The organism is Streptomyces sp. H39-C1 (assembly GCF_027158125.1).
Taxonomy (GTDB): Bacteria; Actinomycetota; Actinomycetes; order Streptomycetales; family Streptomycetaceae; genus Actinacidiphila; species Actinacidiphila fildesensis.
Map to the genome: position 1 here is coordinate 17,085 of NZ_JAPVLS010000031.1, position 13,851 is coordinate 30,935.

Genomic DNA, 13,851 nt, shown 5'->3' on the forward strand with positions numbered 1-13,851 from the left:
TTACGGACCAACCCGCCGCGGGGGAGCCGGATCCGCGTCACAGGGGCGGGGGCCGGGTGCCGGAGCGGGAGCGCAACGCCTCCTCGAACTCGTCGAGTGTCTCCATCTGCAGTTCCGCGCCGCGGCGGACCATGCGTTCCCGGGTGGTGTCGCCCTGCCAGCCGTCGAGGACGGCCCGGACCGCGTCCCAGCGCGGCGGCGCACCGTCGCGGACCGCCTGCGCGGATTCGGCGACGGCCTCGCGGAGTACGCGGGCGAACTCCGCTGCGGACGGTACGGGGTCGGCGTCCCGGCCGGGCAGATGGGCCTCCATCAGCATGCCCACCCGGCCCATCGCGGAGAGGACCGTGTCGGCGTCCTGCGCGGCCCGCCGGGACAGCCCGCGGTGCCGGACGGGTTCGGCGTCGGCGCGTGCGACGGCCTGGTCCCAGGTGGCGCTGGCCGCGCGGGCGTCGAGCAGCGCCTCCCGGACCGTCGAGGAGCGCCGTTTCGCCGGATCCGCGAAACCCTCCAGGACCGCGGCCGTGTAGCCGGCCGTGGCCTCCAGCCGCTCCGCGAGCCGGTCGCGCAGCCGCGGGGTCTCCCAGGCGGGGAACACGGCATAGGCGGCCATCGCCAGCACCCCGCCGAGCAGCGTCAGCAGGACACGTTCGGGAACCGTCTGGGTCCACAGGCTGCCGCCCATGCCCAGCAGCAGGACCGCGTAGGCCGAGACACAGGCCTGCGCAACGATGTAGCCGGTGCGCATCAGCAGGTACATCAGGGCGATGCACACCACGGCGAGGGCCGCGCAGAGATAGACGCCCGGAGACGCCGCCTGCATCACTCCGGTGGCGACGGTCACTCCCACCAGCGTCCCGACGAAGCGGGCCACGCCGCGCGCGTAGGTCTGGGAGAAGTCCGGACGCATGATCATGACCGAGGCCATCGGCGCCCAGTAGCCATGGCCCAGCGGCAGCGCCGCGCCGATCAGGTAACCCGTCGCGGCGACCGCGGACAGCCGCACCGCGTGCCGGAACACCGCCGACTTCCAGCGCATCTCATGGCGCATGGCCCGCGCGGCCAGCGGTACGAGCCGCGGCAGTGTGGGGCGCAGCAGGTGTGCGGACTCGGTGGTGTCGGAGGGGCCCGAGCCGTTGGCGCTCTCCACAGCGGCGGCGAGCAGGCTGATCAGCCGGGCGGCGGCCCGGCGGGCCGAGCCGGTCAGTTCTGCCTCCGGCTCGGGGATTTCGAGGAAGGCGTCGACCTCCTTCGGCAGCTTCACCGGTTTCGCGTGCCGGATCGCGCGGGCCACCGCGTCCAGCACGGTGGCGGCCGCCGCCAGCAGCTCACGCGCCCGATCCCGTTCCGGGCCCTCCTCCGCGGCGCCGACCGCGGGGTCGGCGAGCGATGCCAGCACCGGCCGGATCCGCTCCGCCAGCGCCCGCTTGCCGTGCAGCTCCTCCGGACGGCGCCGGGCCTGCCACGGTGTCACCGCGGCCGCGCTGCGGGCCGTCATCAGCGGTTCGGGATCGAACGGGGCGTGCGGATCCTGGCGCAGCCGCCGGGCGTAGGCCGCCTCGGCGGCGAACGCGTCCGCGAGAGCGTCCCGTTGCCTCCCCCAGCGGCGGATGGGGAAGAGCAGGATGAGCGCCGCCTGCACCAGCCCGCCCAAGGCGATCACCAGGGCATGTCCCAGGGCGTCCTTGACGGACGTGGGCAGCGTGACGACGACCATCATGACGGCGACGGTCAGCGCCGCGACGATGCCGGATGTCGGGCCGAGCGACCACGCCATCCCGGCCAGGAAGGCCCACACGGCCAGCAGCAGGACGAAGACAACGAGATGGGAAGCGGCCAGGTAGCCCACGAAGGTGCTGACGGCGAGGCCGGTGCCCGCGGCGAGGGAGAGCACCGGGCGGGACCGCCAGCTGCGCTGGAAGGTGGCGGTGCCCGCGGCGAAGGCGCCGAACGCCGACGACGCGGCCACGGCGGGGGAGGACAGCCAGAGGGACAGCGCGATCACGATCGCGACCCCGGCCGCACCACGGACGGCCACCAGGGGTTCGAGCCTGGTCCGCTCGACGCTCAACCCGGAGCGCCCGGTCTCCTTCAGCGCGCGCAACCAGGTCATGATCCAGAGGATAGGTGGAAACGCCGGAGAACCGGCTTTCCCTGTCGACGGGGCGGGCGTACGTGTGCGTAGCGTCCCGGCCGTTGGGTAGGCGCGGGCAGCGGCTGCGTCGGTAACGACGACAAACCGACAGAGCGATACAACGACACGACGCGAAGGAGAAGTCCATGGACTGTCCCGACCGGACCGTCATCCGGGCGAGCGTTCCCCCGGTGCCCGATCCGCAACCGACGCCGCAGCCCCCGGACCCCGTTCAGCCGGACCCGGTGCCGCGCCCGGTGCCGCAGCCCGGCCCGGGTCCCATGCCGCCCGGCCCGCCGCTGCCGTCGCCCGAACCCCTGCCGCAGCCCGAGCCGACACCGCATCCGGAGCCGGTGCCCGACCCGGCTCCGCTGCCCATGTGAGGTCCTGCGAGGCGCGTGGAGCCGCGCGAGGCCGTGTGACACACCCGTAGCGACCCCGTAGTGGCCCCGAAATGACCGGAATCCACGTTCCGCCGGCATCCCCCTGCCGCGCGGGGCGTGGCTTCTGGTTCAATAGGGCCCATGGCCAGCCACACTGACATCGCGACAGGTCGCACCGACCTCGAGCCCTTCTGGCCGTCCCGGCAGGGACACCACTTCGACCGAGAGTGTTGCCGCGCGATCACCGCGCGGACCCGCACTCCCCGCTGACCTGCGGACCACGGCCTCCGGCCGTCGCCGTCAGCAGTACGGATTCCGGTACCGCGCAATACGTCGTCCAGCCAACGACCCCTCGCGCGAAAGAGCCGAACCCATGTCGAACACCCAGTCCCTGAACCTCCCTGCCGTCAGCCTCTCCCAGCAGCGGTCCGGCGGGACCACCACCCCGCTGCGCTCGCGGCTGCGTGCCGTACGGCCCGACGAGGTCCCGCCCGCCCCCGACTTCCTGCCGCCCGGTGCCACCTGGATGCCGGCGCCCGGCCACGTACTGCCGACCGCTCCCGGCCAGCAGCGGATGGTCGGCTACCTGGTCCTGGTTCCCGCGGAAGTGGGACCGGTCGCGGTGGAGGCGGTCCCCGAACCGGCGCACGAACCCGGCGCCCGGGTACGGATCGACGCCGAGCGCCGTACGGCGGCGGTGGACGGCCGTCCGCTCGACCTGACCTACCTGGAGTTCGAACTCCTCGCCCATCTCGTCGCCAACCCGCACCGCGTGCACTCCCGCGACCAGCTCGTCACCACGGTCTGGGGCTACGGTCACGTGGGCGACGGCCGTACCGTCGACGTGCATGTGGCGCGGCTGCGCCGCAAGCTCGGTGCCGAGCACCGCGGCAGCATCGTGACCGTCCGCCGGGTGGGCTACAAGTACGCACCGGTGGCGGCTACGGCACTACGGTGACCGGCCAGCGTCCGGCCTTGACCAGCCGGATGGCGACCGAACCGACGATGCGGTGTCCGGCGTGCTCGGAGGCGCCGACCACCACCGCGTCGGCCTTGAGTGAGTCCGCCGCGGTGACCAGCCCGTTGTAGGGGTCGCCGCGGAAGGTGTGGAATTCCCAGCGCACGGCGAATATCCCCTGGAGCCGCTCCGCCGACCGGCGGATCTCGGCCATCAGCTCGTCGGCGACCTCGGTGGTGACCTCGGCCACCGGGGCGCCGAGGAGTGTGCCGGTGACGATGACCGGCTGTACATAGACGACGGCGAGCAGCGCGTTCTGCCGCCGCGCCAGGCCGGCGGCGTAGGACACCGCCCGCCACGAGGAATCGGAGCCGTCCGCTCCGACGACGATGACCTTGGGTCCGTCCGTTCCGCGCTCGAACGGCGCGGGTTCCTTGTCCACCACGTCTCGAAGGCTAGCCCTCGCCTTACGGCCCCGTTCGGCGCCCCCGCTTCCTTGATCACCCGAATGGCCGCATTGCCACGACACGCGGGCTTTTGGGATGCAGGATTTCGGTGAGGAGTCCCAGAGAGAACCTGCAGTCCTGTGGCTCCCGGGCCGCCGACGTGCCGCCCGCATCTCTGAGCCAACAGCCAAAGCCGGCACGGCCGGCAACGGGGAGGTTTGCGATGCCGAGGGTGACCACAAGCGTGATCGTGTCGAGGCCGGCCGCAGAGGTCTTCGACTTCCTTGCCGACGCCCGGAATCTTTCGCTGTGGAGCTCGGGTGTGGCCGGGGTCGATGGGGATGCCGTGCCGCCGGGCGCGAACGCCGAGTACCGCTACCGCTATCCCGGACGGCACCGGGAGCACCGGCTGGTGTGCGCGGGCTACGAGCCCTGCCGGCACATCGTGTTCCGGGGCCAGCGCATGTGGAGCCCGCTGGGCACGCAGGTCCCCGAGTACGGCTTCGACCTGCTGCCGTACGGCGCCGGCACGCTGGTGCGGCTCTCGGTGCACAGCTCGCTGGGGGCCGGGATGGCGCTGTTCTCGCCGGTCGTGGCGATGGCCTGGCGGCGGGACCTGCCGGTCGACGCCCGGAAGCTCTGCGAGGCCCTCGGCGGTCTGCACGCCGCGCCGCGCGCGCTGGAGGCGGTGCGCACGGCCGAGCCGGCGGTGCCGGCTCCCGAGCCGCCGTTCGACTACGCCCCGGCCGCCCGGGTGTTCCAGCCCGGCGTCGGAGCGTAGATCCCCCCGGAGCGGGAAGCGGGGGAACCGCAGGCGGCGGAATTGCAGGAAACAGTGGAGTCGAACATCACTCATTGAGTGTTAAACTAAGTCCGAAGGGTGGCGCGAAACCGCCCCTTTCCCCCGTGTTGCCCCGGCCCGGTCCCCCCGTCCTGGCCGGGGCTCCTTTTTGTTCCGGACCTGCTGCCGTCCCGGATCCGCTGCCGTCCCGGACCTGATTCCGTCCGGGATCCGCTGCCGTCCCGGGCCTGCTTGCGTCCCGGGCCCGCGTCGCGCTCCGTGCCCGCTCCTGGCCCCACACATGCGGCGGTGGCGTGGGATCCGCTCCCACGCCACCTGCGACCGCGGCTGTCCGTCCGCCAGGTCGAACTCGTCGATCCGGTCGATCCAGTAGATCTAGTCGATGCTCCGCAGGATGTGCGACTCGGCCACGTCGTCCTCGTAGCCCGCCAGCTTGATCGGCGCGGACCGGGCCCAGACGTCGAGGTTTCGCACTTCCTTCAGCGGCGGAGGCCATTCACCTAGTCCCGGCGTGGCCTGGTTGCGCTGCTTGGTCTTCTCGGGTGTCACCGCGCACTCCATTCATTTCGAGTGAACCGGATGCGCCGACGCGGCCTACGACCGGGCATCGGACACCCGGTGGGGCATATGTATCGAGCGGGTGCGGACGCGGTGGCGCCTGGTGCGGAGCCGGAAGGGCGGCCATGGTGACTGGACGCTTCCCGGGACAGGCTCTGGGCGCTGGTTGCTGCCCTATGAGCTTGTTCGTTCCGCTCAGAGTAAGCCCGCCGAACGGTTCCGACCAGCCGATTTCCTCTCTGGGTCACCCCTAAGAGAACCCCAGTCCACATGCGCGCCACTCAAGGGCTCCTCAAGGGTTGCGGGCCCTGGGCACCCGTGAGGTGTCCGACCCCGCCGCTCAGGGGCCGGGAGAGCGGTTGTTACCGTGCCGGGTGCTCCGAAGCAAGCGATCCGACGATTCGGCGGAACCCCGGGAACCCCGGGAGACCGCATCAGGCACGGCCGCCACCCCGCCACCCGCCGGGATATCCCGCCGTACCGCCGGTCGTGTGTTCGCGGATCTGACGCCGCTGCGCGAGTCCCCGCACTTCCGCCGGCTGTGGTTCGGCAACATGGTCTCCTGGATCGGCCAGCAGATGACCGCGATGGCGGTCTCCCTGCAGGTCTACGCGATCACCGGGTCCAGCTTCTCGGTAGGGCTGGTGGGCCTCTGCTCCCTGGTCCCGCTCGTCATATTCGGGCTCTACGGCGGCGCCATCGCCGACGCCGTGGACCGCCGCAAGCTCGGGCTGGCCAGCGCCCTCGGCGCGACCGTCCTGTCCGGTGTCCTGGCGGGCGCCGCCCTGCTCGACCTGCGACAGGTCGGGCTGCTGTACGCGATCGTCGCCCTGCAGTCCGTCTGCTTCGCCCTGAACTCCCCGGCCCGCTCCTCGATGATCCCGCGCCTGCTCCCGCCGGAGCAGCTACCCGCCGCCAACGCCCTGGCCTCGCTCGCCGGTGGCCTGGGCACGATGGCGGGGCCCATGCTCGGCGGCGTCTTCGTCGGCCTGTGGGGCTACCAGGCCGCTTACCTGATCGACGTGGTCACCTTCTCCGCCTCCCTCTACGCCATGTGGCGCCTGCCCTCGATGACCCCGGAACGCGACGCGTCGACGGCCGCAGGCACCCGTCGCGGATGGGTCTCGGTGCTGGACGGACTGCGCTTCCTGGCCGGCCGGCCCAATCTGCGGATGACGTTCTTCACCGACATGGCCGCGATGGTGCTCGCTCAGCCGCGCGTGCTCTTCCCGGCCATCGCCGTCATCTGGTTCGCGGGCGACGCCAAGACCGTAGGCCTGCTCATCGCCGCCCCGGCCGTCGGCGCGCTGCTCGGCGGCCTCTTCTCCGGCTGGCTCGGCCGCATCCACCGCCAGGGCCTCGCCGTCCTGGTCTCGGTCGCCTGCTGGGGCGCGGCCGTCGCCGTCTTCGGCCTCACCCGCAACCTGTGGCTCGGACTCGTCTTCCTCGCACTGGCCGGATGCGCCGACACCATCTCCATGGTCTTCCGCAACACCATGCTCCAGGCCGCAGCCCCCGACGACATGCGCGGCCGCCTCCAGGGCGTCTTCATCGTCGTCGTCGCGGGCGGCCCCCGCCTGGGCGACTTCCTCGCCGGATCGGCCGCCGAACTCTTCTCCCCGGGCACCGCCATCGTGGGCGGGGGGCTGGCGTGCATCGCGGTCGTCATCACGCTGGCGGCCCTGCAGCCGAGATTTGCGCGCTACGACTCGCGCAACCCAGTGCCGTAACGCTCGCGCTGGGCGGTCAGCCCACGGGTGGGGGAGTGCAGGCACCCCGCGGGATGGACCGGTAGGCGGTGCTCTGTTCAGCGGCGGCAGGCTTCGTCGAGATCCGCACACCCCACATTCGGTTGCAGTTGAGGCCGTCGAAGGTGTGGGGCCTGCTGAAGCTGTACTCCCCGTTGAACGTGAACGTCTCGGAGGGTCCGTCCGTCGCTACGGGGTTGCCTTTGCTGTCCGCGTCGTACCACGTCAACGTGATGGTGAAGGTGCCGGTGCTGCCCTTGCCGATGGAGAACGAGGCTGTCGCGTTCGACCCACGGGTAGCCACGAACGTGTCGACCGAGGCGGATTTGACCACCGGGGGCGGCGGCTTCGACGTAGTGGTCGACGCCGTCGTCGGAACCGTCGTCGGCGGGTCCGGCGGTGCGGTCGTCGGCGGTGTCGTGGGCGGGGTCGTCAGGCCCGTCGTGCTGTCCGTCGGTGTCGGCGTGGTGGACGTCGACGCTGATGTCGTCGGTGTGAGGCTCGGGCCGACCGTCGCGCCGCCCGGCGGCGTGGTGCCGGGTGGCTCGCTGGTTCCGGTGAGCTGTGTGGTGACGGAGGGCGGAGCCGAGAGGCCGTCGGTGTGGTGCGGGGCCTTGCCGGTGCCGGCGAGGGCGACGACCGTGCCGGCCGTCGCGAGGGCCAGCAGGGCGACGCTGCCGCCCACCAGCGCGGCGACGCGTCCGCGCGGCAGCCGTCGCGGCTTGCCGCCGCCGAACGGCAGGCCCGCGCCGGCGCCAGGAGCGGGCGGGGTGGGCGGGGTCGGCGGCGGGGGCGCGGTGGCGTCGCCGAGGGCGCTCGGCAGCAGGGCGGCGAGCAGCGCGACGATCGCGACGAGCGCCCGGCGTCCGCGGCGCTCCCAGTCCGGGCCGTAGGCGGCGCCGGCCGCCGCTTCGAGTTCGGTGAGGAAGGCGGCGGCGCTCACCGGTCGTTCTTCGGCGCTCTTGGCGAGCCCGTGCCCGATCAGTGCCCGCAGTTCCTCGGGCGCGCGGTGCTCCGGAATCGGCGCGGTGATGTGCTGGACCGCCAGCTCCGCCATGGTCGCCCCGGTGTACGGGCGCTCACCGGTGAGGCATTCGAAGAACGTCGCCGTCGCCGCGTAGACATCGGTGGCGGGTGACGCCGGCTCACCGCGCCACTGCTCGGGTGCCATGTAGGGCGGTGTGCCGGCGCTCGGGGCGTCGGCGCCCTGCCGGACCGCGATGCCGAAGTCCACCAGCGTGGAGACGCCGTGGTTCGAGACCATCACGTTGCCGGGCTTGTAGTCGCGGTGCACGACCCCGGCCGCGTGGGCCGCCGCCAGACCGAGCAGCGACCCCTTCAGCACCGACAGGGCCGCTTCGGGAACGGCGGCGCCGTTCGCCCGCAGCATCGCCCCCAGCGATACGCCCTCGATGAGCTCCATGACGATCGCCGCGCCTTCGGCGGTCTCCACGTAGTCGTGGACGCGCACCACGTGCGGGGAGTCCAGCTGCCGCAGGAGCTGGGCCTCGTCGCGGAAGCTGCGGAGGAGGCCGGGCCGCGCCCGGCTCTCCTCGTTGAGGTACTTGATCGCGACCTCGGCGCCGCTGCGCTCATCGACCGCGTGCACCACTTTGCCGCTGCCGCCCTCTCCCAGGACGCGCAGCGCGCGGTAGCCGGGAAGGGACCACTCGGGTTCTGACCGTCTGGGGTCTCGTGGGTCGGACATTGTCGGGCGCACCTCGTCGAATCGGACGGGCTCCGGCACGGGATTTCCGCGGAGCTACCGGTTGATGGGTGGACGCCTGTACGCAGCCGGTGGTTGCACGGGAGCGTGTTCGATTATGGAGTACGGTCCGGCGCCGTGTCCGGCGTTCGGCGGACGTGCCCGCCGGCGCTCAGCCGGCCTGCACCGCGGCGAGCTGCTCCGCCAGTACATCGGTGGTGACGAAGGTGAGACCGGCCAGCGCGACGTGCTTCCAACGCACGTTGCCCTCGCCGTCGAGCAGGAAGACCGAGCGGCGCAGACCGAGTCCGGGGACGGCTATGCCGTAGGCCTTGGCCACGGTGCGGTCGGTGTCGGCCAGCAGCGGGAAGCCGAGCCGGTGCTTACGGGCGAAGGACTCGTGGCTGTCCAGGTCCTGCGGGCTGATGCCCCACACGGTGGCGCCCAGGCCGGTGAAACGATCCAGGTCGGAGGTGTAGGAGCACAGCTGCTTGGTGCACACGGCCGTGTCGTCGCCGGGGTAGAAGACCAGGAGCAGCGGGTTGCCGCGCTGTCCGGCGAGCGCGTAGTCGGCCCGTTCCGCGTCGGCGTCGCCCTGACCGAGGACGAGCCCGGGCAGGGTGAAGTCGGGGGCCGGCGTACCGACTGCGGGCTGCTTGGACATGTGCGCTCCCTTGGCCTCGGCGTCGGCGCCGCCCGGCGGCGGAACGCGATCACCGTGTTGCGCAGATGGTAGAGCCTGCCCGGTCACACTCCGGAGGCCGGGCAGGCCCTGGTGGTTCAGGTCACCGCGGTCGAACGGATCACGTCCGTCCGGCCGGTCGTTCCGGTGCCGGGATCAGCCGCAGGTGAGGCGGGGAAGTGCCCAGTCGGCGTGATCGGAGGTGTTGCCGTTGCCGCCGTCGGTGACGACGAGCTTCAGCTCGAGACCGCCGGTGAGATCGGCCGTCAGATGCTTCGCGGCATCGCTGACGGTGACCAGACCGCTGTCGGCGACCTTGGTGCCGTCCCGGAAGATCTGGAAGACCACCGATCCGTTGGTAGCGGACTCGTCGTCCACCCCCACATCCGTGGTCAGGGATGTGCAGGTGCCGCCCAGGTAGTAGGTGACGGCGGTGGCGGCGTGGGTGCCCAGGCCCTTGGCGTAGGTGGCTCCGTTGATCGTGAGGGTGCGTCCGTCGCCCGCGGGCTGTTCACCGTTGCTGTGGTCGCGCTCGACCGGGCCCCAGCCGTTGGCCGCCGACGTCCAGTTGAGGTCACTGAGTGCGCTGGTGCCGGCCGCCGGGCCGTTGCCGCAGGCCAGCTTGGCGTCGGCCCAGTCGGCGTGGTCGTAGTTGATGCCGTCGCCGCCGTCGGTGACGACCAGCTTCAACTGGCTTCCGCCGGTCAGATCGGCGGTCAGATGCTTGGGACCGTCACTGGCCGACCGCACGCCGCTGTCGGCGACCTTGGTGCCGTCCTTGTAGAGCTGGAAGATCACCGTGCCCGGACTGGACACCTCGTCGTCCACGCCCACATCGACGTTGACCGAACGGCAGCTGCCGCCCAGGTAGTAGCTGATCTCGCTGGGGGCGTGCGTGCCCAGGCCCTTGGCGTAGGTGGTGCCGTTGATGGTGAGGGTGCGTCCGTCACCGGCGGCCTGTTCGCCGTTGCTGTGGTCCCGTTCGACCGGGCCCCAGCCGTTGGTGGCCGACGTCCAGGGCAGATCGCTGAGCTGGTTGATCCCGGTCGGGGGCGGGACGGGGCTGCCGGGTGTCACCCGGAACATCACGGTGCCGTGCGCGGGCACCGAGGCGCTGATGGTGCCGGTGGTGGAACTGGTCTGCTTGGACCACAGGTCCTTGAGCGCGTACGAGGACGCGCCGCCGATACCGGCCGCCTCGGCGGTCGTCGAGATCGTCTGCGCCGATCCGTTCTCGTTGGTCAGCGTCACCGACCGGTCGCCACCGGCCAGCGCCTTGGTCATCACGACCTTGCCGCCGGAGCTGGACACCACGGTGCCCTGCTTGCCGAGGCTGTCCTGGTCGACGGCGATGACGTCGGTGTTCTTGAGGATCGCGAGCGTCGCGGCGCTCGCGCTGCGCAGATCGCTGCCGATCAGCAGGGGAGCGGCCATCTGCGACCAGAGGCTGAAGTGGGTGCGGTACTCGGTGTCCGTCATCCCGCCGTTGCCGACCTCGAGCATGTCCGGGTCATTCCAGGCGCCCGGCTTGGCGTACGGGGCGAGCGACTGGTTCTGGTGGGCGATGCCGATCATGCTGGACCAGGAGTCGCTGATGTCGCCGGTGGTGCGCCAGGAGTTGCCGACGTTCGCGGCCCAGTTCCAGGGCTGGTTGGAGCCCCATTCACAGATGCTGTAGAGGATCGGGCGGCCGGTGGCCTTGAGGGCGTCGCCCATGGCCTTGTACCGGGTCTGGGCGTCCGCACCGGTGTTGTTGCAGTTGTCGTACTTGAGGTAGTCGACACCCCAGGACGCCCACAGGTTGGCGTCCTGCTGCTCGTGGCCGAGCCCGCCGGGGAAGCCGAGGGTGTCGCAGGTCTTGGTCCCGGCACTGGAGTAGAGGCCGAACTTGAGCCCCTTGGAGTGCACGTAGTCGGCGACGGCCTTGATGCCGTTGGGGAAGCGTGCCGGATCGGGGACGAGGTTTCCGGCGCCGTCACGGTTGGGCAGCGCCCAGCAGTCGTCGATGTTGACATAGCTGTAACCGGCGCTCTTCAGGCCCTGCGAGACGAAGATGTCGGCGATGCCCTTGACCATCGTCTCGTTGAACTCCGCCCGGCAGTGGGTGGAGTTCCAGTTGTTGAACCCCATCTGCGGGGTCAGGGCGAGGCCGTTGTCGACGGCCGCGGCGGGTGCCGCCGTGGCCAGTTGCGCGGTCACGGCGGCGGTGGCGGCGAGCGCGCCACCTCCCGTGATGAGAGCCAGGGAGGCGGCCAGGGCCGCCAAACGCTGTCTGATGGTGTGACGTTCGGGCTGCATGTGCGGCTCCATGCGGGGGTAAATGGCGCACAATTCAACGGGGTCGAACGAAAGCAACCACATCACAGCGGTACTGACAGGACATGTCAAGAAGTTCGACCCGGAAGCGCGATGCGCTTCCGGGTCGAGGGCCCCCGCTTACGGGGGAGTTGGAGCGCCGCCGATGAGCCCGGGGGCAACTCCGGCGGTATGGGGGACTACGGCGACGGCAGTACGCACACCACCCCAGGAGCGGCGAACGGCTTTCCGGCCAGAGTCAGTTTCCCGGTCTTGGTGTCGACATTCAGGACGGTGACCGTGTTGGACTTCTGGTTGGCGGCGAAGAGCAGCCGGCCCGTCGGGTCGAAGGCGATGTGCCGCGGGAAGTCGCCGCCCACCGGCACCGTGTCCAGTAGGCGCAGGGTCGCGCCGGCGGACTCGACGGCATAGCGGGTGATGCTGTTGTGGCCGCGGTTGGCGAGGTACGCGAACGCCCCGTCGGCGGTCACCAGCAGCTGCGCCGGGTAGCTCTTGACGCTCCCGGTCCCGGTGGACTGGGGCGCGCCGGGGGTCAGCTTCCCGGTCGCGGCGTTGTACGCGCAGACCACGACGGTGTTGTCCAGCTCGTTCGCCAGGTACGCGAACGTGCCGCCGGGGTGGAAGGTCAGCGACCGCGGTCCGGCGCCGGGGCGCAGCGCGGCGAAGGAGACCTGGTGCAGTGTGCCGGCCGTCTCGTCGAGCTGGTACGTGTACACGGTGTCGTTGCCGAGGTCGACGGCGAGGACGAAGCGGCCGTCCGGCGACGTGATGATCTGGTGGGCGTGCGGCCCGTCCTGCCCGGGTCCCGGCGGTGGGCTGCTGTGCCGTACGAGCGCGGTCCGCGCGCCCAGCTTCCCGTCCTGGCCTATCGGGTGCACGGCGACGCTGCCCGAGTCGTAGTTCGCGCTGAGCAGGTATCGGCCGCCCGGGTGAACGGACAGATGACACGGTCCGTCGCCGCCGGTGGGCCGCGACCCGAGCACCTTCGGTGCGCCGTTGCTGCCGCCGTGCAGGGCTATCGCGGTCACGGCGCCGGGTGAGCGCTCGTTGACCGTGTACAGCGTGCCGGTGGACGGGCCGAAGGCCAGGAAGGACGGATCCGCGACTCCGGTCACCACTCCGGTGGACGTGATCGCACCCGTCGAGGGCTCGTACGCCGTCAGTGCGACGCCCTTGCCGCCTCCGCTCACCGAGGTGTAGACGCCGAGATAGAGCGGCCTGGTCCCGGCGGCGGAAGGTTTCTGCGCCTTGGGCGCAGGCAGCTCCGTCCGCGCGGTCGCCCCTGGGGCGCACCCCAGTCCCGCCGTGGCGGCAGCCGCCGCCGCGGCGAGCAGACCCCGCCTGCCCATGCGTGCGTTGACCTCCACGCGACACACCTCCCGATACTGCGTTGCCGGTCCGCTGCTGTGCGGTGCTCCAGGGGAGCAGAGTCCGCCGACCGCCGCAACGCGTGTTGCGCGTGGTGCAACGCATCCATCCCCGCGGATCCCGAACCGGCCACCTGCGAGTCGCCGTCCGTACGCCCCGCATTCGCGCGGCCGTTCACGACGGACCAGGTCGGAGGGGTGCGCGCAGATTCGTGACAGCCGCTATCCCGGAGTACGGTCCTGCCAGCCGTGCAGCGAGATTCGCGGGCCGTCGTCGAGGACGCAGCGCAGTGCGTGACCCGTGCTGGGCACCATCTCCCCGGGGAGGGCGTCGATGTCGAACCAGCGGACCGCGGAGTGCTTCTCCGGCTCGCTGTTGACGGGCTCTCCCGACCAGTTCTGCGTGGTGAAGACAACGGTGAGAAAGCCGTTGGGGGATTCGACGCCCCAGGCGCCGTGGATGACATGGGCGACGCGGAGCGCCGCCGGGTCGACCACGAGGCCTGTCTCCTCCCGCAGTTCACGGGCTGCCGTGTCGGTGACGGGTTCCCCCGGATCGCTCTTGCCGATGGGAAGATCCCATTTGCCCTGACAGTACTTCGCCCCAGGACCGCGTTGCAGCAGCACCACCCGCCGCTTCCCGACATCGTGAACGATCACTGCCGCGGCGAGCAGGGTCATCGAATCCAGCGCGGGCGCGAGCGCGCCGGACCGGTCGGCGGCCGGAGGAAGGGCCACGGGAATCCTTTCGT

Annotated in this window: 12 protein-coding genes; 4 read left to right on the forward strand and 8 right to left on the reverse strand. The window is 71.3% G+C overall.

All coding sequences use genetic code 11. From position 1 onward, the window contains the following. Nucleotides 1-37: 37 nt before the first annotated feature. Nucleotides 38-2,113, reverse strand: coding sequence for an FUSC family protein (locus tag O3W51_RS21215; RefSeq protein ID WP_138354552.1), 2,076 nt, complete (start codon nucleotides 2,111-2,113; stop codon nucleotides 38-40). Nucleotides 2,114-2,280: 167 nt separating this feature from the next. On the opposite strand from O3W51_RS21215, the gene O3W51_RS21220 reads away from it, so the two are divergent. Together O3W51_RS21220 and O3W51_RS21225 are read left to right on the forward strand one after the other, a co-directional pair. Further along, entirely contained in the window at nucleotides 2,281-2,517 is a 237-nt protein-coding gene (locus tag O3W51_RS21220) for a hypothetical protein (RefSeq protein WP_138354553.1), read from the forward strand. A 373-nt stretch (nucleotides 2,518-2,890) separates the two neighbouring features. Then, nucleotides 2,891-3,475: a winged helix-turn-helix domain-containing protein gene (locus tag O3W51_RS21225; RefSeq protein WP_138354554.1), complete on the forward strand. Its 585-nt coding sequence runs from the start codon at nucleotides 2,891-2,893 to the stop codon at nucleotides 3,473-3,475. Here O3W51_RS21225 and O3W51_RS21230 read toward each other — a convergent pair. Further along, the gene (locus O3W51_RS21230; protein WP_138354555.1) at nucleotides 3,459-3,920 is read right to left on the reverse strand and encodes a universal stress protein; all 462 of its coding nucleotides are present in this window, start codon (nucleotides 3,918-3,920) and stop codon (nucleotides 3,459-3,461) included. The genes O3W51_RS21225 and O3W51_RS21230 overlap by 17 nt on opposite strands. Nucleotides 3,921-4,153: 233 nt before the next feature. Here O3W51_RS21230 and O3W51_RS21235 point away from each other — a divergent pair, with 233 nt between their 5' ends. After that, entirely contained in the window at nucleotides 4,154-4,702 is a 549-nt protein-coding gene (locus O3W51_RS21235; protein ID WP_164298096.1) for an SRPBCC family protein, read from the forward strand. Between the two features lie 396 nt (nucleotides 4,703-5,098). Here the strand turns inward: O3W51_RS21235 and O3W51_RS21240 are convergent, their stop codons facing one another. Continuing rightward, nucleotides 5,099-5,272 (reverse strand): hypothetical protein, encoded by a 174-nt coding sequence (locus O3W51_RS21240; RefSeq protein ID WP_244808988.1) that lies wholly within the window; start codon nucleotides 5,270-5,272, stop codon nucleotides 5,099-5,101. Nucleotides 5,273-5,748: 476 nt separating this feature from the next. On the opposite strand from O3W51_RS21240, the gene O3W51_RS21245 reads away from it, so the two are divergent. Then, the gene (locus O3W51_RS21245) at nucleotides 5,749-7,011 is read left to right on the forward strand and encodes an MFS transporter (protein ID WP_187145255.1); all 1,263 of its coding nucleotides are present in this window, start codon (nucleotides 5,749-5,751) and stop codon (nucleotides 7,009-7,011) included. Between the two features lie 16 nt (nucleotides 7,012-7,027). On the opposite strand, the gene O3W51_RS21250 is transcribed toward O3W51_RS21245, so the two are convergent. The 5 genes from O3W51_RS21250 to O3W51_RS21275 form a co-directional block, all read right to left on the reverse strand. Next, nucleotides 7,028-8,737: a serine/threonine-protein kinase gene (locus O3W51_RS21250; RefSeq protein WP_187144746.1), complete on the reverse strand. Its 1,710-nt coding sequence runs from the start codon at nucleotides 8,735-8,737 to the stop codon at nucleotides 7,028-7,030. A gap of 169 nt (nucleotides 8,738-8,906) precedes the next feature. Beyond that, complete coding sequence (locus O3W51_RS21255) at nucleotides 8,907-9,398, reverse strand: peroxiredoxin (RefSeq protein ID WP_138353385.1); 492 nt, start codon at nucleotides 9,396-9,398, stop codon at nucleotides 8,907-8,909. A 174-nt stretch (nucleotides 9,399-9,572) separates the two neighbouring features. After that, a complete protein-coding gene (locus O3W51_RS21265; protein WP_443048311.1) occupies nucleotides 9,573-11,714 on the reverse strand; it encodes an NPCBM/NEW2 domain-containing protein in 2,142 nt (713 codons plus the stop codon). A gap of 197 nt (nucleotides 11,715-11,911) precedes the next feature. Beyond that, a complete protein-coding gene (locus O3W51_RS21270; RefSeq protein ID WP_198359524.1) occupies nucleotides 11,912-13,081 on the reverse strand; it encodes a lactonase family protein in 1,170 nt (389 codons plus the stop codon). A gap of 240 nt (nucleotides 13,082-13,321) precedes the next feature. Further along, entirely contained in the window at nucleotides 13,322-13,837 is a 516-nt protein-coding gene (locus O3W51_RS21275; protein WP_443048312.1) for an NUDIX domain-containing protein, read from the reverse strand. Between the last annotated feature and the right edge of the window lie 14 nt (nucleotides 13,838-13,851).

What these genes read in the sequence shown, in the direction of transcription:
- O3W51_RS21215 (WP_138354552.1), bottom strand. Translation starts at nt 2,113, where the DNA reads ATGACCTGGTTGCGCGCGCTGAAGGAGACCGGGCGCTCCGGGTTGAGC.
- O3W51_RS21220 (WP_138354553.1), top strand. Translation starts at nt 2,281, where the DNA reads ATGGACTGTCCCGACCGGACCGTCATCCGGGCGAGCGTTCCCCCGGTG.
- O3W51_RS21225 (WP_138354554.1), top strand. Translation starts at nt 2,891, where the DNA reads ATGTCGAACACCCAGTCCCTGAACCTCCCTGCCGTCAGCCTCTCCCAG.
- O3W51_RS21250 (WP_187144746.1), bottom strand. Translation starts at nt 8,737, where the DNA reads ATGTCCGACCCACGAGACCCCAGACGGTCAGAACCCGAGTGGTCCCTT.
- O3W51_RS21255 (WP_138353385.1), bottom strand. Translation starts at nt 9,398, where the DNA reads ATGTCCAAGCAGCCCGCAGTCGGTACGCCGGCCCCCGACTTCACCCTG.
- O3W51_RS21265 (WP_443048311.1), bottom strand. Translation starts at nt 11,714, where the DNA reads ATGCAGCCCGAACGTCACACCATCAGACAGCGTTTGGCGGCCCTGGCC.
- O3W51_RS21270 (WP_198359524.1), bottom strand. Translation starts at nt 13,081, where the DNA reads ATGGGCAGGCGGGGTCTGCTCGCCGCGGCGGCGGCTGCCGCCACGGCG.